The organism is Streptomyces sp. NPDC029836 (genome assembly GCF_055574495.1).
In genome coordinates, this window is the sequence record NZ_JBVHZI010000008.1 from 163,780 (window position 1) to 182,140 (window position 18,361).

An 18,361-nucleotide genomic window follows, 5' to 3' on the forward strand; every position below is an offset into this window, starting at 1 on the left:
CCCGGCCCCGGTTCCTAGTTCCGGGCCTGGAGGAGGTCCTCCAGCTGTTCCTCGCGGGCCTGCGCCGCGACGAACAGCAGTTCGTCTCCGGGCTCCAGGGTTTCCTCGCCGTGCGGGGTGAGGACCCGGTTGCCGCGGATGATGGTGACGAGCGAGGTGTCCTCGGGCCAGGTGATCTCGCCGATCTGGGTGCCCGCGACCGAGGAGTCCGGGGGCAGGGTCAGCTCGACCAGGTTGGCGTCGCCGTGGCTGAAGCGCAGCAGCCGCACCAGATCACCGACGCTGACGGCCTCCTCGACGAGGGCGGACATCAGGCGGGGCGTGGAGACGGCCACGTCGACGCCCCAGGACTCGTTGAAGAGCCACTCGTTCTTCGGGTTGTTGACGCGCGCCACGACCCGGGGGACCCCGTACTCGGTCTTGGCGAGCAGGGAGACGACGAGGTTGACCTTGTCGTCACCGGTGGCGGCGATGACCACGTTGCAGCGCTGCAGCGCGGCCTCGTCGAGCGAGGTGATCTCGCAGGCGTCGGCCAGCAGCCATTCGGCCTGCGGCACCCGCTCCACGGAGATGGCGGTCGGTGCCTTGTCCACGAGGAGCACCTCGTGGCCGTTCTCCAGCAGCTCGCCCGCGATGGAACGACCCACGGCGCCGGCTCCGGCGATCGCGACCCTCATGCGTGTGCCTCCTCAGGCCCCTCGGCGAAGGCCGCCTCCACCTTGTCGATCTCGTCCGTACGCATCATCACGTGGACGAGGTCGCCCTCCTGGAGGACGGTCTGTGAAGTCGGCAGCATGGCCTCGCCCAGCCGGGTGAGGAACGCGACGCGGACGCCGGTCTCCTCCTGGAGCCGGCTGACCTTGTGCCCGATCCACGCGGCGGAGGTGTGCACCTCGGCGAGCTGCACACCGCCGCTCGGGTCGCGCCACAGGGGTTCGGCACCCGACGGCAGCAGCCGGCGCAGCATCTGATCGGCGGTCCACCGTACGGTCGCGACGGTGGGGATGCCGAGCCGCTGGTAGACCTCGGCGCGCTTGGGGTCGTAGATGCGGGCGGCGACGTTCTCGACGCCGAACATCTCGCGGGCCACGCGCGCGGCGATGATGTTGGAATTGTCACCACTGCTGACCGCCGCGAAGGCTCCCGCGTCCTCGATCCCGGCCTCTCGCAGCGTGTCCTGGTCGAAGCCGACACCGGTGACGCGACGGCCGCCGAACGATGCTCCGAGCCGGCGGAATGAGGTGGGGTCCTGGTCGACGACGGCGACCGTATGCCCCTGCTGTTCCAGGGTCTGCGCGAGGGCAGAGCCCACTCTTCCGCAGCCCATGATGACGATGTGCACGGCCGTCCTTCCGGCTGACAGCGACTCGCTGGTTTCCAGCCTCATTGCATGCTCTGGCTAAACAGGGTCTCAGACCATGGGCCAAGCTACACACGGGCGGTCACCAGTGTGACCATTTGGGGTCCAGGCGGTGCCTCATTGCCCCGAGAACGGGCGGGGGGTTCGTCAGCCCGATTTCGAACGCTTACGATCCTCTGCGTGTCCAAACTGACCGACGTGCCCAAACGGATCCTGATCGGCCGGGCGCTACGCAGCGACCGCCTCGGGGAAACGCTCCTCCCCAAGCGGATCGCCCTGCCCGTGTTCGCATCCGACCCGCTGTCCTCCGTGGCATATGCCCCCGGTGAAGTGCTGCTGGTCCTGTCGATCGCGGGTGTGTCGGCGTACCACTTCAGCCCCTGGATCGCGGCCGCCGTCGTCGTCCTGATGTTCACCGTGGTCGCCTCCTACCGGCAGAACGTCCACGCGTACCCCAGCGGGGGCGGCGACTACGAGGTGGCCAACACCAACCTCGGACCCAAGGCCGGCCTCACCGTGGCGAGCGCCCTGCTCGTCGACTACGTCCTCACCGTGGCCGTGTCGATCTCCTCCGGAGTCGAGAACCTCGGCTCGGCCGTCGATTTCGTCATCGAGCACAAGGTGCTCTCGGCGATGGTCATGATTCTGTTGCTCACGCTGATGAATCTGCGCGGAGTCAAAGAATCCGGAAACCTCTTCGCGATTCCGACGTACATCTTCGTCGGCGCCGTCTTCGTCATGATCGCCTACGGCGCCTACCGGGGCATCGTCCTCGACGAGACCATGAAGGCGCCCACGGCCGATCTGGAGATCAAACCCGAGCACCAGGGACTCGCCGGATTCGCCCTCGTCTTCCTGCTGCTGCGCGCCTTCTCCTCCGGCTGCGCCGCGCTCACCGGCGTCGAGGCCATCAGCAACGGCGTCCCCGCCTTCCGCAAGCCCAAGAGCAAGAACGCGGCCACCACCCTGGCCCTGATGGGCGCCCTGGCCGTCACGATGTTCTGCGGCATCATCGGCCTGGCCATGGCCAGCAACGTGCGGATGGCGGAGAACCCCGCCGCCGACCTCCTCCAGGACGGCGTCCCGGTCGGCTCCGACTACGTCCAGCACCCGGTGATCTCCCAGGTCGGCGAAGCCGTCTTCGGCGAGGGCAGCTTCCTGTTCATCGTCCTGGCGGCGGCGACCGCGCTCGTCCTCTTCCTGGCCGCCAACACCGCCTACAACGGCTTCCCGCTGCTCGGCTCGATCCTCGCCCAGGACCGGTACCTGCCGCGCCAACTGCACACCCGCGGCGACCGGCTCGCCTTCTCCAACGGCATCGTCCTGCTCGCGGGCGCCGCCATGCTGCTGGTGTGGCTCTACGACGCCGACTCCACCAAGCTCATCCAGCTCTACATCGTCGGAGTCTTCGTCTCCTTCACGCTGAGCCAGATCGGCATGGTCCGGCACTGGAACCGCCACCTGCGCACCGAGCGCGACGTCGCCGCCCGCCGCCGGATGCACCGTTCCCGGGCCATCAACACCTTCGGCGCCTTCTTCACCGGCATGGTGCTGGTCGTCGTCCTCGCCACGAAGTTCACCCACGGCGCCTGGGTCGCCCTGCTGGGCATGGTGATCTTCTACGGAACGATGACCGCGATCCGCAAGCACTACGACCGGGTCTCCGCCGAGATCGCGGCGGCCGAAGGCCCCAGCGACGACAGCGTCCGCCCCTCGCGCGTCCACTCCATCGTCCTGGTCTCCAAGGTCCACAAGCCCACGCTGCGCGCCCTCGCCTTCGCCAAGCTGACCCGCTCCGACACCCTCGAAGCGCTGAGCATCAGCGTCGACCCCGTCGAGACGAAGGCCCTGCGCACCGAGTGGGATCGGCGCGGGATCAACGTCCCGCTGAAGATCCTCGACTCGCCGTACCGCGAGATCACCCGGCCGGTCGTCGAGTACGTGAAGGGCCTGCGCAGCGAGAACCCGCGCGACGCCGTCAGCGTCTACATCCCGGAGTACGTCGTCGGCCGCTGGTACGAGCACCTGCTCCACAACCAGAGCGCGCTGCGGCTCAAGGGCCGGCTGCTGTTCACGCCGGGCGTGATGGTCACCTCCGTGCCCTACCAGCTGGAGTCCTCCGAGCTGGCGAAGCGGCGGGCCAAGAAGCGGCAGGAATGGAACGCCCCGGGCGCCGTCCGCCGCGGACCGGTCGACACGCCCCGACCGCCCCGGCCGCCGAAGCCGCCGCGGTCGCCGCGGTCGAAGGACTCGGCGGGGAAGTAGCGGCGGCGGGGGGCCTGGCGCCGGTGGTGAAGTAGCGGCGACGGGGGCCCGGCGCCGGTGGTGAACGGCCGGACGAGATCCACGTAAACTGGTGGGTCAGTCGTCCGGCCGTTTTCCTTTTGCCTTCCCTTGATCTCCTGGAGCCTCCCCACCATGACCGAGCAGAACGAGAAGCAGTCACTGGTCGGGGAGGAGTTCGAGGTCGAGGTCGGGCCCGTCGCGCACGGAGGCCACTGCATCGCGCGCAACGCGGACGGCCGGGTCCTGTTCGTCCGCCACACCCTGCCGGGCGAGAAGGTCATCGCGAAGGTCACCGAGGGCGACGTCGACTCCCGCTTCCTGCGCGCCGACGCCATCACCGTGCTGGACGCCTCCAAGGACCGCGTCGCGGCCCCCTGCCCGTACGCCGGCCCCGGCAAGTGCGGCGGTTGCGACTGGCAGCACGCCAAGCCGGGCGCCCAGCGCCGCCTCAAGGGCGATGTCATCGCCGAACAGCTGCTGCGCCTCGCCGGGCTCACCCCGGAGGACGCCGGCTGGGACGGCACCGTCATGCCCGCCGAGGGCGACAAGCTCCCGGCCGGCGAGGTCCCGCAGTGGCGCACCCGCGTCCAGTTCGCGATCGACGACGACGGCAACGCCGGCCTGCGCAAGCACCGCTCGCACGACATCGAGCTGATCGACCACTGCATGATCGCGGCGGCCGGGGTCTCGGAACTCGGCATCGAGAAGCAGGACTGGCCGCAGATGGCGTCGGTGGAGGCCATCGCGGCGACCGGCTCCCAGGACCGTCAGGTCGTCCTGACCCCCCGCCCCGGCGGCCGTCTCCCCCTCGTGGAGCTGGACAAGCCCGTCTCGGTGCTGCGCGTCGAGGAGAAGGACGGCGGCGTCCACCGCGTCCACGGCCGCCCCTTCGTGCGCGAGCGCGCCGACGGCCGCACCTACCGCGTCGGCATGGGCGGCTTCTGGCAGGTCCACCCGCAGGCCGCCGACACCCTGATCAAGGCCGTCATGCAGGGCCTGATGCCGCGCAAGGGCGAGATGGCCCTCGACCTCTACTGCGGCGTCGGCATCTTCGCGGGCGCCCTCGCGGAGCGCCTCGGCGAAACGGGCGCCGTGCTCGGCATCGAGTCCACGAAGCGCGCCGTGGAGGACGCCCGCCACAACCTGGCGGACTTCCCCCGGGTACGCATCGAGCAGGGCAAGGTCGAGCAGATCCTCCCGAAGACCGGCATCACCGAGTGCGACCTCGTCGTCCTCGACCCGCCCCGCGCCGGCGCCGGCAAGCAGACGGTCCGCCAGGTCGCCGGCCTCTCCCCGCGCCGCATCGCGTACGTCGCCTGCGACCCGGCGGCCCTGGCCCGCGACCTGGCGTACTTCGCCGAGGCGGGCTACAAGCCCCGCACCCTCCGCGCCTTCGACCTCTTCCCGATGACGCACCACGTGGAGTGCGTGGCGATCCTGGAGCGCGTGGCCAAGGACGCCTGAGCTGCAGGGTGGAGCAGTGCGCACGATGTGCGCTGTGCGCGTTGAGGGTGATGTCGTGACGCCCGGTTGACGCACACGAAGCGTTCTCTGATGGATCGTCAGTACGAAAAGCCGTCTCCCGCACCCGGGCTGCAGCCCGGGTGCGGGAGACGGCTTTTCCGCTGTTGGTGGCCCCGACGGCCGCCATGACGCCCAACCACCTCGGCCGCATCGACTACATCGACAAGTACGGTGTCGCGCTCCCGGAACCGAGGGACGCGCCCCGTTTCTGTTCACTGGTCCTGGAGTCGGCCCCGCGGTGGCTCGATCTCGTGCTGTCGGTACGCGACCGGGGGCTCGGTCTCCCTTCGGGTTCGGCTCCCAGGAACGGAACTACGGCCGGCCGGTCCACCTGGCGGTGGGGCGCAAGTTCGGGCCCCTGGTCATCGAGTCCGTGTCGCCGGATCTGGTGGTGTGCGGCCATACCGACAAGCACTTCGTGTTCCGGTCGTTGTTCGAGGTCGACCCGGTGCGCCAGTGCGGCAGCTTCACCACCTAGGTCAGGCGTCGATGGTCAGGGCCGCGGGGCCCGTGACACCCATCTTCGGCTCGCTGCCCCGGAGCTGGTCCTTGCCCTCCGAGCGCAGCTGGCGGATCGACTCCAGACCGGCTTCGGCCGCCGGGTCCTCGGCGGAGACGACCGTCGCGAGGGTCGTCTTCCCGTCCTTGGAAACCGCCTCGGGCGAGGTCGCGACGTTCCTCAGGGTCTCGTACCGTTTGGTCTGAAGGTCTCCGGTGATCTTCGCGACGGTGGCCTTGTCGGCATCCGTCAGTGCGGCGCCGTCGTTGCGCTGGAAGACCACGATGGCTGCCGGAGTCTCCTGCTGGGGGCCTTTGGAAGTGGATTGGGTGCGAAGCCGCGGGTTCGCGGCAGGTCAGCACCATTGGCCGCCCGTTGTCAGGGCGGCAGCGGCACAATGCTGGGCGCCAAGTCTTGGGCGATGGGACGGAATTGAAGGATCCGAGCTTGGTTGCCGACAGGTTGTTGACAGACACCCCGGAACTCCGGGGCCCCGTTCCTGGCGGTCTCGGCCCTCGCGTACCACCGGCGCCGGACGGTCGCGTCCCCGCGGCCGGAGCGGGTGCTCGAGCACCACTGAGCGGCAAGCCCTGCGGCGCCATTTCCGTCCGGCGCGGTGAAGCTCCATATGGAGGTATTCGATGGACGAATGCGCCACGACTGGTTGATATCCAGGGTTTAACCCATGTCGACTGACCTGCGGCGGTCCGAATTTCCGGTTCCCCGGGGCGGGGGCGAGAGGATTTCGCACACGCAGCGGCCTGGTCCGAGTGCCGCGGGAATACCCCGGGCCTGCCGTACCGCTGCTCAACGACCAGGGCACCGGGTATCCGATCGCGTGTCCTGAGTCCTCGATCATCAGCGCCGCCCGCACGGCGGCCTCCGCGGCCCTCGAGGCGGATGCTTTCACCCGGCACCACGGTCGCCCCCGCAGGGTCGGCTTCCTCGGCGTCCGCCTCATCGCGCGCTACGTCCACCTACCTCGCCGCCACGGGCTGGACGTCGGAGCCGAGGAAGCCACCCCGCACGACCGGGCCGAGGAGCTGATCCGCGGGTCCGACCTGGTGGTCTTCGCGATGGTGCCGGGGTCCCCCACGTCACGGATCCCGCGTGGTTCGACCACAACCCGCTGGTGCTGCACGTCTGCCTGAGGGACCTGTCGCCGGAGATCCTGCTGGCCTTGACCAATATCATCGGCGACGTCGACCACTGCCTGAGCTCAGCCGCTACGGGTCGGGGGGCTGAGACGTGCCCATCGTCGACGCCCCTGAGCAGCTCAAGACCTGCACTCCACGGTGGACCTCCTGGAGGGCCGCACCGGCCCCGTCACCTTCGGCTGAACCGCCCCGCCGTGGCGCAGGGGCCCGGTCAGCCGTCCACGTCCGGGTGCGACGTCGCGGCGGCGGCTGTTTGGTGCGTCGGGTGGGCTGAGGGATTCTTGTGGGGTGGGGAGGGGGAGCTGATGCCGGGGAAGCGTTATGACCAGCGGGTGTTGGTGCTCGTCGAGGTGCGGGGGGAGCGGCGCGACTGGGACGAGGCGGAGCGGGGGTTCGAGCTGCGGGGCTGGCCCGTCGTCGATTCCTTCGCGCGGGGCGAGGGCGCGTCGCGGGGTGTCCTGAGCGCGGACGTCCCGGCCCGGCTGTACTGCGTCGAGGTACGGTTCTTCGGGGCGCGCAATCGGCGTACCGAGCAGGCGGCCGTCTGGCAGGTGCAGCGGCTGGCCCGGGCGGCCAAGCTGGAGATGTACGCCCGGCGCAGTGATCCGATGGACCGGGATCGGGAGCAACTGACCGGCTGGCGCGCGCATACGGTGGCCGGCAGGCCGAGCCGGGTACCGGTTCCGAGGCCGGTGACACCGACGGAACGACTGCGCCGCGCCGGGGCGGTGGCACGTGCTCGATTCTCGGAGGGGCGCGGCCGGCGCGACACCGGAACGGTGGTGACGGGCACGGCCTCGGAGGCTCGCCGGCTCTCCCGCATGACGCTGCCCGGCGGTTCCGCCCACGACGCCGACACCGACGTGAGGGCGCAGTACGGCCGGGAGCGCCCGCACATCGTGATGCGTCGCGAAGAGGACCAGCACCGTCGCACGGCGCGCGTGATGGCCTGGACCCTCGCCATGATCTTCTGTGCCGTGGTCGCCCGGCAGCACGATGGGGTGCGGACGTGGGTGTGGTCGGGCCTCGCGGCGTGGTGTCTTGTCCGGGGCGCCCGACTCGCGCACGGCGTGTTCGCGGCCGGGGGCCGCGCGGGGAGCCTCCTGGTGTGGGGCGCCGCAGCGGGGTTCCTCCTCGCCGTCGCCTTCGGCGCGGACATGGGGGACAGGCGGGGCTGGACTCCCGTGCAGATAGTGTCGGTCGTCGCCGTCGCGGCGACGACCGGGGGAATCTGGCTGTTGGTCCGCCAGTGGACGTGGGGCGAATGGCTCGCCTGGGCGGCGCCGGTGGCGTTCGCGCTCGTGGCGTCCTGCGTGGTGGCCTCCGGGTCGGTGATGCACGCAATGTACGCGGACAGTCTCGATGTGACCCCCGATGACCTCGATGTCCCCGCGATCTGGCAGGCCGCTTCGGCGTTGAAGCTCCTGAGCCTGCTGAGCTTCATCCTGTTCGTACCGGCGGTGTGGGGCATCGCGAAGCACGTGCACGCGCCGATCGTCAGCCCCATCGAGCGGCTCGGGGTCCCCCTGTACGTCGTCACTCAGGCGGTGGTGGTGGTGTTGTGCGGGCTCTGGGCGTTGGACTCGGCGGGCGACGCGGTGAAGGACCTGCGCGCCGCCGCGGCGCAGAAGGCGGACCTGCCCTCCTACTTCGGCGTGGAGCCGGAGTGGATGTGCGTGGAGCCGACCGTCCCCGCGGCGAAACTCAGCAGCCGGGGCGGCACCCTCAACCCTGAGCGGCCGTACGTCTCGTTCGGCGAGGCCGGGGGAACGGTGTCGCTGTGGGACGAGCCGGCGGGCAAGGCGCTCCAGATGCCGGCGGAACAGGTACGCCTCGTGCCCGCGGGGGACGGTCGGGTCCGGTGCGCGTTCTCCTACGCGAGCCTGCCCAAGGGGGACTGACCCACCCTGCGGTCCCCGGGGCCGGGGCGTTGGACGGCGTGGCCGCGGTCGGGGCCCCCGTCGCGCTCGACTGACGGGCCTCGGACGGGGACGCGTAGCGTGGGGGGATGCGCAGACTTCCTTTGCTTGCCGTGGTGTTCGACCGGGGTTCCGCCAGCGCCGTTGAAGTGCTGGCCTCCGCACGCAAGTTGTGTGGTGTGGTGTTTGTTTGTGACGACGCGGGGGTCGCGACGGGGCTCGGGGAGGTGGGTGAGGTGTTGGACGTCTCCGGGCTCGGGGCGGAGAAACGGGCCAAGGCGCTCGCCGAGTTGGGCGTCGAGGGGATCACGACCTTCAGCGAGTACCGGCTGGCGTGGACGGCGGAGTTGGCCGCGGCCTGCGGGTTGGTGTTTCACAGCCCGGAGGTCGTCGAGGGGCTCGTCGACAAGGAGCGACAGCGGGCGCGGCTGCGGGAGGCCGGGGTGCAGTCGACGCGGTGCGTGGCCGTGAGGGTCGTGGAGGAGGTGCCGGGGGCCCTGGCCGAGGTCGGGCTGCCGGCGGTGATCAAGCCGCGGAGCGGCGCCGGGAGCGTGGACACCTGTCGGGTCGACACCCACGAGCAGGCGATGGAGCGGGCGGGTCGGTTCCTGGCGGGCGGGGAAGCGGAGTTCGTGGTGGAGGAGTTCCTGGCCGGGGATCCGGGGGCGGCCGGGCCGGGGTTCGGGGACTACGTGTCGGTGGAGTCGGTCAGTTCGGGCGGCGTGCTGCGCCACGTGTGCGTGACGGGGAAGTTGCCGCTCGCCGAGCCGTTCCGGGAGACCGGCATGTTTCAGCCGGCCTGTCTGTCGGGCGAGCTGGAGCGGGAGGTGTACGCGCTGACGGAGGCCTCCGTGCGGGGGCTCGGCATCACCGACGGCGTGACGCACGTGGAGATCAAGCTGACGCCCGACGGGCCGCGCCTGATCGAGGTCAACGGTCGGATGGGCGGCTACGTCGGCGCCCTGTTGCGGAGGTCGGCCCGCTTCGACCTGCTGCGGGCCGCGCTGCGGGCGGCGCTCGGGATGCCGTTGGAGGTGCCGGAACCGTCCTTCGGCGGCGTCGAGTTCGTGTACTTCGTGACCCCGCCGGCGACGGAGGGCGGGCAGACCCTCGCGGGGGTGCGCGGGCTGGACGAGGTGGCCGCGCTGGAAGGGGTCTGGCAGGTCAAGGTGGATGCCGAAGCGGGTCGGGAACTGCACTGGCGGGCCGGTACGGAGGGCCATCTCGGCACGGTGCACGGGGCCGTCGCCGACCACGCGGCGCTGCGGGAGACGGTCGCGGCCGTCGATGCCGCGATCGTGTTGGAGTACGTGTAGTCGACGCCGCACTCGGCCCGCACCCGGGCCGGCTGCGGCGTCGACCGGAGCTCCCCCCGCCCCCTACAGCGGGATCGTCGGGTCCAAGGGGTCGCGCAGCCGGCGGGTCACCAGGGGGCGGACCGGGGCGGCCCAGGGGGTGACGCGCCACCACGTGGTCGGGAGCATCGTGCGGAAGAGGCGGAAGTTGCGGCGGGCGGTGGGCGTCGGGCGCAGCGGGACGCAGGAGACCAGGAGGGCCGCGCGCAGGGCGCGCAGGTGGGTGGCGGGCCGGCGCGAGGCCAGCAGGGTCTGGGCGAAGGCGTTGCGGTAGGCCCACCACATCATCTCGTGCTGCTCCGCGCCGATCTGCTGGCGCGTGTTGGGCTCGCCGGCGTGCGGGTCGGCGGAGTGCGCGAGGTCGGCGGCGAGGTGGTGGACGTACCGGTAGCGGTCCGCGATGCGCCACAGGAGGGTGCCGTCGAGGCCGAGCCCGTGACTGAAGTCGAACGGCAGCCGGTTGGGGAGTACCTCCTCGAAGGCGTCGAGCAGGTCGGCGCGCCGGGCGAGGGTGCAGGAGGCGCTGACCGGTACCTGGTCCTCGACGGTGGCGGAGCGGATCAGGAACTCGAGGGAGTCCATGGGCCCCTCCTGCCGCCGGTAGCAGGTTTCGGGCTCCTGGTAGTGCCATGTCATCGCCGTGAAGACGAAGCCGGTGCGGGGCTCGCGGTCGAGGACCTCCACCGAGCGGGCGACGGCCTCGGGGGAGATCCAGTCGTCGGAGAAGAGCAGCTTGACGTATTCGCCCTCGGCGAGTTCCACGGCCCGGCGCCAGTTCCGCACCCGCGATATCACGGAATCGTTCCGGTATGCCCGGACACGCGGATCAGATGTGGCCAATTTGGTGATGACATCCCACGTGGAGTCGGTGCTCGCGTTGTCGACGACGATGACTTCAATGTCGCTAAAGGTCTGTTCGAGGGCGCTCCGCACCGCTCGCTCCACCTCCTGCGGGCGGTTGTACACCGGCACGCAGACGCTGACCCTGGCCATTTACGACACTCCTCGACTCGTGGGGCGTCATCTAACCACAGGAGCGTCAACCCTCCCCGGGTGAAGCGGTCTTGGTGATCCCTCCATGGATGATCTTGAGGTCTTGACCTTTCGTTCACCGCATGTTTGGTTTGGTCCGCACTCGGTTCGCACTTCTCCGTCCTGATTCGACCTAAATGGACGGATGGTTGTGTGCGGACCGTTGTCCATTTCTTGGGGGAAAGTCTCTTGCCGTCTGCTGATAATTCCTTCGCGTTCGTATTCTGTGGCGGCGGACCCGCCGGACTCGGACCGATCGTCACCGCGGCGAGGAACGGCCGGCTCGGCGAACTCCTCGACCGGGGAATCGCCCTCGTGGAGCCCGGACCGCTCGGCCCCGGCGGCCTCGCGCACTACCGCATCGGCGCGAACTCGCTCGGCGGCCCCTTCCTGGAGTGTCTCGACGGACTCGGGGACGACTCACCGTTCGCCGCGCTGCGCGACCTGCCCGAGACCGCGCTGCTGCGCGGGCACGCCGACGAACACCCGCCGCTGTCGGTCGTCGCGCCGTTCCTCACCCGCCTCGGCGCGGTGGTCCGCGCACTGCTGGAGGCCCACCCGCGCTGCGCGTACGTCGCCGACCGGGTCGACGCGATCGCCCTCACCGATGACGACGGGGTCGTCGTCACCACCGGCGAAGGTCGGCAACTGCGGGCCCGCCGTGCCGTGATCGCCACCGGCGGCCGGCCGCTCGCCGGGTTCGACCGCGCGGAGATCGTGCCCGGGCTGAGCCTGGCCCCGCACCAGGACCGGGTCTTCCACTCCGAGTCGTTCATCGACGCCCGCCGCCGGCTGCCCGCCGCGCACGGTCGGGCCGTGGTCGTGGGCGGCTCCCACAGCGCCTGGTCCGTCGTCGACCTGTTGGCGTCCGACGCGGCCGAGGTCACCCTGATCCACCGCAGCGACCTGCGCCTCTTCTACAGCGGCGCCGAAGAGGCGCGGGCCGACGGCTACGCCTTCGACCCGGTCCTCGACGTCTGTCCGGCCAACGGGCGCGTCAACCGCTACGGAGGCCTGCGCGGCCGGGCCCACGAGCTCGCCGCCGCCGCCCTCGGCCTGCGGGGCCCGGGCCCCGCCCCCGTACGCCTGGTCCGGGCCGGGGCGCCCGGGGCACCGGACGCCGCCCGGCAGGCCCTCGCCGAGGCCGACGTCATCGTCATGGCCAACGGGTTCGAGGCGAACCTGCCGCGACTCAGCCACCCGGACGGCGCCGTGCTCACCGCCGCCACCGGCCCCACCGGCACCGAGGTCACCGACCAGGGACACCTGGTCGACGTCCACGGAGTCCCGCACCCGCGCCTGATCGCCTACGGGCTCGGCGCCGGACTGGCCCCGTCCGCCGAGGTGGGCGGCGAGCCCAGCTACACCCGTCGGGCGGACGGCGTCTGGCTCTACCAGCACGACATCGGCGAGATCGTTCTCGCCGACCTGCTGCACCACGTGACGACTACGGGGGAGATCCACGCATGAACAGGCCCACCAAGGCCGTTGTCCTGGCGGCCGGCCTGGGCCGCCGACTCGGACTCGACACCGCCAAGCCGCTGCTGACGGTGGCCGGCAAGCCGATCCTGATCCGCACCCTGGAGAACCTCGCGGCGGCCGGCGTGCGCGAGGCCGTGCTCGTCGTCGGCTACCTCGCCGACGAGGTACGGACGACCGTCGGCGAGAGCTTCGCCGGCATGGACGTCAGCTACATCGAGTCCGACGCGTTCCGCACCACCAACAACGCGTACTCGCTGTGGCTGGCGCACAAGCACCTCGACCAGGACGTGTACCTGGTCGAGGGGGACGTCGTCTTCGACGGCGAACTGCTCGGCGCGCTCGTCGGGGCCGAGGGCGACGTGGTCACCGCCGTCGCCCCGTTCCGGCCGACCATGAACGGCACCGTCGTCACCCTCCGTGAGGACGGCACCGTCGAGGAGATGCTGCTGCCCGCGCGACAGGGACCCGAACTCGACCTGGCCACGACCTTCAAGACCGTCAACGTGCACCTGCTGCGCGAGCGGTACCTGCGCGAGGAGTTCGTACCGGCGCTGGAGGCCCTGATAGCCGACGGCGGGCACGGCGCCTACTACGAGTTGGTCATCGCCGACACCGTCACCGCCGGTCGCTTCCCGGTGCGCGGCGTCGACTGCGGGGCGGTGCGCTGGTACGAGGTCGACGACCTGACCGACCACGGCGCCGCCGAGTACCTGTTCTCCGCCTCCGACGACCGCCTCACCATGCTGGAGAACCTGCACGGCGGCTACTGGCGCTACGACCTCATCGACCACCGCCTGCTCTACAACCTGTACTTCCCGCCGACCGAGCTCGTCGACGAACTCGCGCGGGACTTCCGCGACGCGCTCGTGCACTACCCGATGGGCCACCAGGCGCTCCAGCGGCTGCTCGGCGCGGTGGTGCGCCAGCCGTCCGAACGGCTCGTCGTCGCCAACGGGGCCTCGGAACTCATCAAGATCCTGGGCGGTTTGCTCGGCCGCGTCGGGTTGGTCGTGCCCGGCTTCAACGAGTACGAGGCAGTCTTCGACGAGGCCGACATCCACCGCATCCACCTGCCGGCACCCGCCTTCACCATGGACGCGGCCCTGGTCGCCGAGGAGGCCCGCCGGGCCGGTGTCGCCGCGGTCATCATCACCTCGCCCAACAACCCCACCTCCATGGCCGTGCCCCGTGCCGACCTCGTCGACCTGGCCCACCGCCTCGCCGATCACGACATCCGCCTCGTCGTCGACGAGTCCTTCGTCGACTTCTGCGCGCCCGGCCACAGCCTGGAGCCGGACCTCGCCGAGCTCCCCGGCCTGACCGTGGTCAAGAGCATGAGCAAGGTCTACGGCATCGGCGGACTGCGCCTGGGCTACCTGCTCTCCGCCGACCTCGCGTTCGTCGCCGCCGTCCGCGCCGCGCTGCCCATCTGGAACGTCAACGGCTTCGCCGAGTGCTTCCTGCGCCTGCTGCCCCGCTACCGCGACGCGTTCACCGCGAGCTGCGCCCGGGTCCGCGACGACCGTGACGCGATGGCCGACCTGCTCGCCGGGCTGCCCGGCGTCGAGGTGTACCCGCCCGACGCCAACTACGTGATGGTGCGGCTGCCCGAAGGCGCCTCGGCCCTCGACGTCGTGCGCCGCACCTTCGCCGACCACGGCATCCTGATCAAGGACTGCGGCGGCAAGTCCATGCCGGACGGCGACCGTTACCTGCGGCTGTCCTGCCGCACCCCCGACGAGAACGCGGCGCTGACCGCCGCCCTCGCCGCCGTCCTCGCCGAACGCCCGGCCCCGATGGCCACGGGCGCCCCCTGATGGCCGCCGCGCCCCCGCCGGCCGTGCATCCGTCCCGACGCGACGAGATCCACGCCGCCCTGAGGTCCGTACTGGGCCCCACCGACCGCCTGTTGGTGCTGCACTCCTCACTGTTCGCGTTCCGCACCGACGTGCGGGGGCTGCGCGGCGACCTGCTCGCGGCGCTGCGCGCGCTGGTCGCCGAGGGCGTCACGGTGGCGCTGCCCGCGGTCACCTTCGAGTTCTGCCGCACGAAGGAGTACCACCACCGCACGTCGGCCCCCACCACGGGCGTCCTCGTGGAGTGGTTCCTCGGCCTGCCCGAGGTGCGCCGCACTCCGCACCCCGTGTACTCCTTCGCGGTCGCCGGCCCGCTCACCGACGAGCTGATGGCCTGCCCCCCGGACACCGCCTTCGGCGCCGGCACCGTCTTCGAGGTGTTCGAACGCCACGACGCGCGAATCGCCACCCTGGGCGCGTCCTGGAACTCCTGCACGCAGGTCCACCGCTACGAGGAACTCGCCGCCGTGCCCTACCGGCACCCGATGACCGTCAGCGGCACGGCGGACTTCGGCGCGGGCCCCGTCCCCGTCGACCTGGAGATGATCGTCCGCGACACCGCCCTGCGCTCCACCCTGGACTTCGCCCCGGTCTTCGACCGGCTGCGCGCCGACGGGGCGATGACCACCGGCGAACTCTGGGGCGCCGCCGTCGAGTCGGTCTCCACACGCGACCTCGCCCGGGTCTGCGACGCCCTGATGGGCGACGACCCCTGGGCCCTGTTGCGCGAGGCCCGCGTCATCGAGCACCGGGCCCGCACGCTCGCCGCCGAACCCGTACGGCTGGCCCTGCTGGGGTCGCGCAACCTGGAGATCCTGGCCGCCGAGACCGCCGCCGAGGCCCGGCGGGTCCTGGGCGACGCCCCGTACGCCCTGCACGTGCCCGAGTACGGGACGCTCGGCCGCGAGGTCCACGACCCGGGTTCGGCCCTGCGCGGCTTCGACCCGCACGCGAGCTTCTTCACCGACCGGCTGGAGGACGTCCTCGGCGTCGACGAACCCGGCACCGCCGACGGCGAGCGGCTCGGCGCGGCCCTGGAGCACTACACCGACCTGGTGCGCGCCTACGCCGCGACCACCGACCGGCCCGTGTTCGTTGTCTCGTTCGCCGAGGTCCAGCCGTACGCGGTCGACGCCGCCCCGGTCGTGCGCGAGGCCGGCCGGCTGCTGCGCGAGGCACTGGCCGACCTCGACCACGTCCACGTCGTCGAGCCCGCCGCGATCATCGCCCGCACCGGCGGCGGCCCGCTGGTGGACCAGCGGCTCTGGCTGGTCGGCCGCGTCCCGTACGGCGCCGCCATGAGCCGGGCCCTGGCCCGCAGGTTCTGGGGGCTCACCCTGTCGGTGACCGGCCGCACCGCGCGGGTCGTCGTCACCGACCTCGACAACACGCTGTGGCACGGCATCCTCGGCGAGGACGGCCTCGACGGCATCCAGATCGGCACCGACCACCCCGGCAACGCCCACCTGCGGCTCCAGCGGGCCCTGAAGTCGCTGCGCGCGCAAGGCATCGCCCTCGCGGTGTGCAGCAAGAACGACGAGGACCTCGCCCTGCGGGCGCTGCGCGAACACCCCGCGATGGAACTGCGCGAGGAGGACTTCGTCGCCACCGAGATCGGCTGGCGACCCAAGGCGGAAGCCATCGCCGACATCGCGGAGCGCCTCAACGTTGGCCTCGCCAACGTCCTGTTCCTCGACGACAACCCGGTGGAACGGGCCCGCGTCCGCGAGTTCCTCCCGCAGGTCGTCGTTCCCGAACTCCCCGAGGACCCCGCCGGATACGCCGACGCGCTGCTGGACAGCCCGTTCACCACCGTCTTCGGCGTCACCGACGCCGACCTGCGGCGCACCGAGCAGTACCGGGCCCGCGACCGGGTCGAGCGCCGGCGACGAGGCTTCGACCGGGTCGAGGAGTTCTACGCCTCCCTCGGCACCGAACTGCACGTCACGCCGCTCACCGAGGGCAACGCGGCCCGCGCCGCGCAACTGTGCGCCAAGACCAACCAGTTCAACACCACCACGCTGCGCCACACCCGCGCCGAGCTGCGCCGACTGGCCGACGCCCCCGACTCGGACGTGTTCGTCCTCGCCGTCGCCGACCGGTTCAGCGCGCGCGAGGACCTCGGCCTGCTGATCCTCTCCCACGAGGGCGCGCACACCACCGTGGACGGCTACCTGCTGTCCTGCCGGGTCCTGGGCCGCGGCGTGGAGGCCGGCGCCCTCGGCTGGCTGGCGGCCGCGACCACGGCGCGCGGAGGCACCCGGCTGTCCGGGCGGGTGACGCCGACCGAACGCAACGCGCCCTGCCGCACCGTGTTCGCGGACGCGGGCTTCGCCCCGGGCGAGGCCGACGGCAGCTGGCACCTGGACCTGACCGGCGAACACACCGCGCCCCCGTGGCTGCGCGTCACCGACCACACCGAGGCGGAGAACCACCGTGCATGACTTCGAGCCGGGCGACGTGGCCCACGGCAGCCACACCTTCACGGCGGCCGAGTTCACCGCCTTCGCCGCGGTCACCGGCGACCACAACCCCGTCCACCACGAAGCGGAGCACGCCGACGAGGCCGGTTTCGACGGCCCGATCGTGCCCCTGGTGATGGTCCTCGGACCGGTCTCGGCGCTGATCGGCATGGTCATCCCCGGGCCCGGCGCCGTCATCCTCGACACCGCCTTCCGGCCCGTGCGGGCCGTCGCCTTCGACCGGCCCGTCGACTACTCCCTCAAGGTGGACGCGGTCAGCCCGGGCACCGGGGTGCTGACCTGCCGGGTCGTCGCCCACCAAGGCCGCGAGGTCGTCCTCGAAGGGGAGGTCCGCACGACCGTACGGGCCCCGCGGCCCCGCCCCGACGACACCACCGGCGGCCGGTTGATCCCCGCGGGCGCCGCCCGGACCGCCGTGGTCACCGGCGCGGCCGGGGACATCGGCTCGGCCGTCGCCCTCGAACTGGCCCGCCGGGGCTGGGACCTGGCCCTGCTGCACCGCGGCGGGGCCGAGGACCTCGTACGCCGCTGCGAGGAGGCCGGCGCCCTCGTGCACTCGGTGACGGTCGACCTGGCCGAGCCCGCCGACCGGGCGAAGGCCGCCGCCGAGCTGGCCGCGCTGGCACCCGTCGCCCTCGTGCACGCGGCGGCCGCGCCGCTCGCCGCCGGACACCGGGAACACCTGGAGATCGGCTACGCCGCGCTGCGCGACCTCGCCGAGGTCGTGCTCGACGGGATGCTGGTGCGCCAACGGGGCAGCGTGGTCCTGCTCGGCTCCGAGGCCACCCGCTACCACCCGCGCGGCTGGTCCGACTACATCGCGGCGAAGGCCGCCGCCGAGAGCGTCCTGCACGGCATCGACCGCCGGCACGGGGCGTACGGGGTGCGGGCCGTCGTCATCGAACCCGGCTACGTCCAGGGCCGCTACTCGGCCGCCGTCCGGCCCGCCGGGATCGCCCTGATGCCCGAGGAGGTCGCGGAACTGGTCGCCGACGAGATCGGCGACACCCGGGCGCCGGCCCGCCGGGTCCGGCTGACCACCGACGGGATCACCACCGTCGACCTCGACGGGAACCCCGGGGCGGCCCCGGCCGCCGGCGCCCCCAGCGCCGCCGCCCGGACGGCGACCGCCGGGGCGCCCGCCGGCGCCGGACCGGGGCCGGCGGGACCGTCGGGCCTGGAGGACCGGGTCGAGGCCGCCGTACGCGGTGTCCTCAGGACGACGGCGGACGTGCGCGGCGGGGGCGTCGGGCTCACCGCGGGCTGGGACTCCCTGCGGCAGATCCAGATCGTGCTCGCCGTGGAGGCCGAGTTCGGGATCCGGTTGCCCGCGGCGAGCCTGACGAGCGCGGGGCGCTTCGACCGGCTGTGCCGGGCCGTCGCCGAGCGGACGGGTGCCTGAGCGTGC

At 71.7% G+C, this 18,361-nt stretch carries 12 protein-coding genes and 2 pseudogenes; 10 read left to right on the forward strand and 4 right to left on the reverse strand.

Features of this window, described 5'->3' with window-relative positions:
• Positions 1-14 precede the first annotated feature (14 nt).
• Positions 15-677, reverse strand: coding sequence for a potassium channel family protein (locus ACZ4XJ_RS23420; protein WP_362878018.1), 663 nt, complete (start codon positions 675-677; stop codon positions 15-17).
• Entirely contained in the window at positions 674-1,342 is a 669-nt protein-coding gene (locus ACZ4XJ_RS23425) for a potassium channel family protein (protein ID WP_362878019.1), read from the reverse strand. The genes ACZ4XJ_RS23420 and ACZ4XJ_RS23425 overlap by 4 nt, the downstream gene beginning before the upstream one ends.
• A 198-nt stretch (positions 1,343-1,540) precedes the next feature.
• Here ACZ4XJ_RS23425 and ACZ4XJ_RS23430 point away from each other — a divergent pair, with 198 nt between their 5' ends.
• From ACZ4XJ_RS23430 to ACZ4XJ_RS23440, 3 genes are all read left to right on the forward strand, one after another.
• Positions 1,541-3,625 (forward strand): APC family permease, encoded by a 2,085-nt coding sequence (locus tag ACZ4XJ_RS23430; protein ID WP_468497217.1) that lies wholly within the window; start codon positions 1,541-1,543, stop codon positions 3,623-3,625.
• A gap of 153 nt (positions 3,626-3,778) precedes the next feature.
• Positions 3,779-5,110 carry a class I SAM-dependent RNA methyltransferase gene (locus ACZ4XJ_RS23435; protein WP_468497218.1) on the forward strand — a complete coding sequence of 444 codons (1,332 nt, stop codon included), beginning with the start codon at positions 3,779-3,781 and terminating at the stop codon, positions 5,108-5,110.
• Between the two features lie 397 nt (positions 5,111-5,507).
• Positions 5,508-5,648 (forward strand): hypothetical protein, encoded by a 141-nt coding sequence (locus ACZ4XJ_RS23440; RefSeq protein WP_362878022.1) that lies wholly within the window; start codon positions 5,508-5,510, stop codon positions 5,646-5,648.
• Between the two features lies 1 nt (position 5,649).
• Here ACZ4XJ_RS23440 and ACZ4XJ_RS23445 read toward each other — a convergent pair.
• Positions 5,650-5,976 (reverse strand): annotated as a pseudogene (locus tag ACZ4XJ_RS23445) (MMPL family transporter); the annotation flags it as partial.
• 453 nt (positions 5,977-6,429) lie between these two features.
• On the opposite strand from ACZ4XJ_RS23445, the pseudogene ACZ4XJ_RS23450 reads away from it, so the two are divergent.
• The 3 genes and pseudogenes from ACZ4XJ_RS23450 to ACZ4XJ_RS23460 all read left to right on the forward strand — a co-directional run.
• Positions 6,430-6,915: pseudogene (locus ACZ4XJ_RS23450) on the forward strand (2,3-diaminopropionate biosynthesis protein SbnB); the annotation flags it as partial.
• A gap of 216 nt (positions 6,916-7,131) precedes the next feature.
• Complete coding sequence (locus tag ACZ4XJ_RS23455; protein WP_468497324.1) at positions 7,132-8,727, forward strand: NnrS multi-domain protein; 1,596 nt, start codon at positions 7,132-7,134, stop codon at positions 8,725-8,727.
• A 107-nt stretch (positions 8,728-8,834) separates the two neighbouring features.
• The gene (locus tag ACZ4XJ_RS23460) at positions 8,835-10,061 is read left to right on the forward strand and encodes an ATP-grasp domain-containing protein (RefSeq protein ID WP_468497219.1); all 1,227 of its coding nucleotides are present in this window, start codon (positions 8,835-8,837) and stop codon (positions 10,059-10,061) included.
• Positions 10,062-10,124: 63 nt separating this feature from the next.
• Here ACZ4XJ_RS23460 and ACZ4XJ_RS23465 read toward each other — a convergent pair whose 3' ends face one another.
• Positions 10,125-11,093 carry a glycosyltransferase family 2 protein gene (locus tag ACZ4XJ_RS23465; RefSeq protein ID WP_468497220.1) on the reverse strand — a complete coding sequence of 323 codons (969 nt, stop codon included), beginning with the start codon at positions 11,091-11,093 and terminating at the stop codon, positions 10,125-10,127.
• A gap of 228 nt (positions 11,094-11,321) precedes the next feature.
• On the opposite strand from ACZ4XJ_RS23465, the gene ACZ4XJ_RS23470 reads away from it, so the two are divergent.
• The 4 genes from ACZ4XJ_RS23470 to ACZ4XJ_RS23485 are packed head-to-tail and all read left to right on the forward strand — an operon-like array spanning position 11,322 to position 18,355.
• Complete coding sequence (locus tag ACZ4XJ_RS23470) at positions 11,322-12,602, forward strand: FAD-dependent oxidoreductase (protein WP_362878027.1); 1,281 nt, start codon at positions 11,322-11,324, stop codon at positions 12,600-12,602.
• On the forward strand, positions 12,599-14,431 hold the full coding sequence (locus ACZ4XJ_RS23475) for an aminotransferase class I/II-fold pyridoxal phosphate-dependent enzyme (RefSeq protein WP_362878028.1): 1,833 nt from the start codon (positions 12,599-12,601) through the stop codon (positions 14,429-14,431). Before ACZ4XJ_RS23470 ends, ACZ4XJ_RS23475 begins: the two co-directional genes overlap by 4 nt.
• Positions 14,431-16,914, forward strand: coding sequence for an HAD-IIIC family phosphatase (locus ACZ4XJ_RS23480; RefSeq protein ID WP_468497221.1), 2,484 nt, complete (start codon positions 14,431-14,433; stop codon positions 16,912-16,914). The genes ACZ4XJ_RS23475 and ACZ4XJ_RS23480 overlap by 1 nt, the downstream gene beginning before the upstream one ends.
• On the forward strand, positions 16,907-18,355 hold the full coding sequence (locus ACZ4XJ_RS23485) for an SDR family NAD(P)-dependent oxidoreductase (protein ID WP_468497222.1): 1,449 nt from the start codon (positions 16,907-16,909) through the stop codon (positions 18,353-18,355). The genes ACZ4XJ_RS23480 and ACZ4XJ_RS23485 overlap by 8 nt, the downstream gene beginning before the upstream one ends.
• Positions 18,356-18,361: the final 6 nt, after the last annotated feature.

What these genes read in the sequence shown, in the direction of transcription:
- ACZ4XJ_RS23420 (WP_362878018.1), bottom strand. Translation starts at nt 677, where the DNA reads ATGAGGGTCGCGATCGCCGGAGCCGGCGCCGTGGGTCGTTCCATCGCG.
- ACZ4XJ_RS23435 (WP_468497218.1), top strand. Translation starts at nt 3,779, where the DNA reads ATGACCGAGCAGAACGAGAAGCAGTCACTGGTCGGGGAGGAGTTCGAG.
- ACZ4XJ_RS23455 (WP_468497324.1), top strand. Translation starts at nt 7,132, where the DNA reads ATGCCGGGGAAGCGTTATGACCAGCGGGTGTTGGTGCTCGTCGAGGTG.
- ACZ4XJ_RS23460 (WP_468497219.1), top strand. Translation starts at nt 8,835, where the DNA reads ATGCGCAGACTTCCTTTGCTTGCCGTGGTGTTCGACCGGGGTTCCGCC.
- ACZ4XJ_RS23465 (WP_468497220.1), bottom strand. Translation starts at nt 11,093, where the DNA reads ATGGCCAGGGTCAGCGTCTGCGTGCCGGTGTACAACCGCCCGCAGGAG.
- ACZ4XJ_RS23475 (WP_362878028.1), top strand. Translation starts at nt 12,599, where the DNA reads ATGAACAGGCCCACCAAGGCCGTTGTCCTGGCGGCCGGCCTGGGCCGC.
- ACZ4XJ_RS23480 (WP_468497221.1), top strand. Translation starts at nt 14,431, where the DNA reads ATGGCCGCCGCGCCCCCGCCGGCCGTGCATCCGTCCCGACGCGACGAG.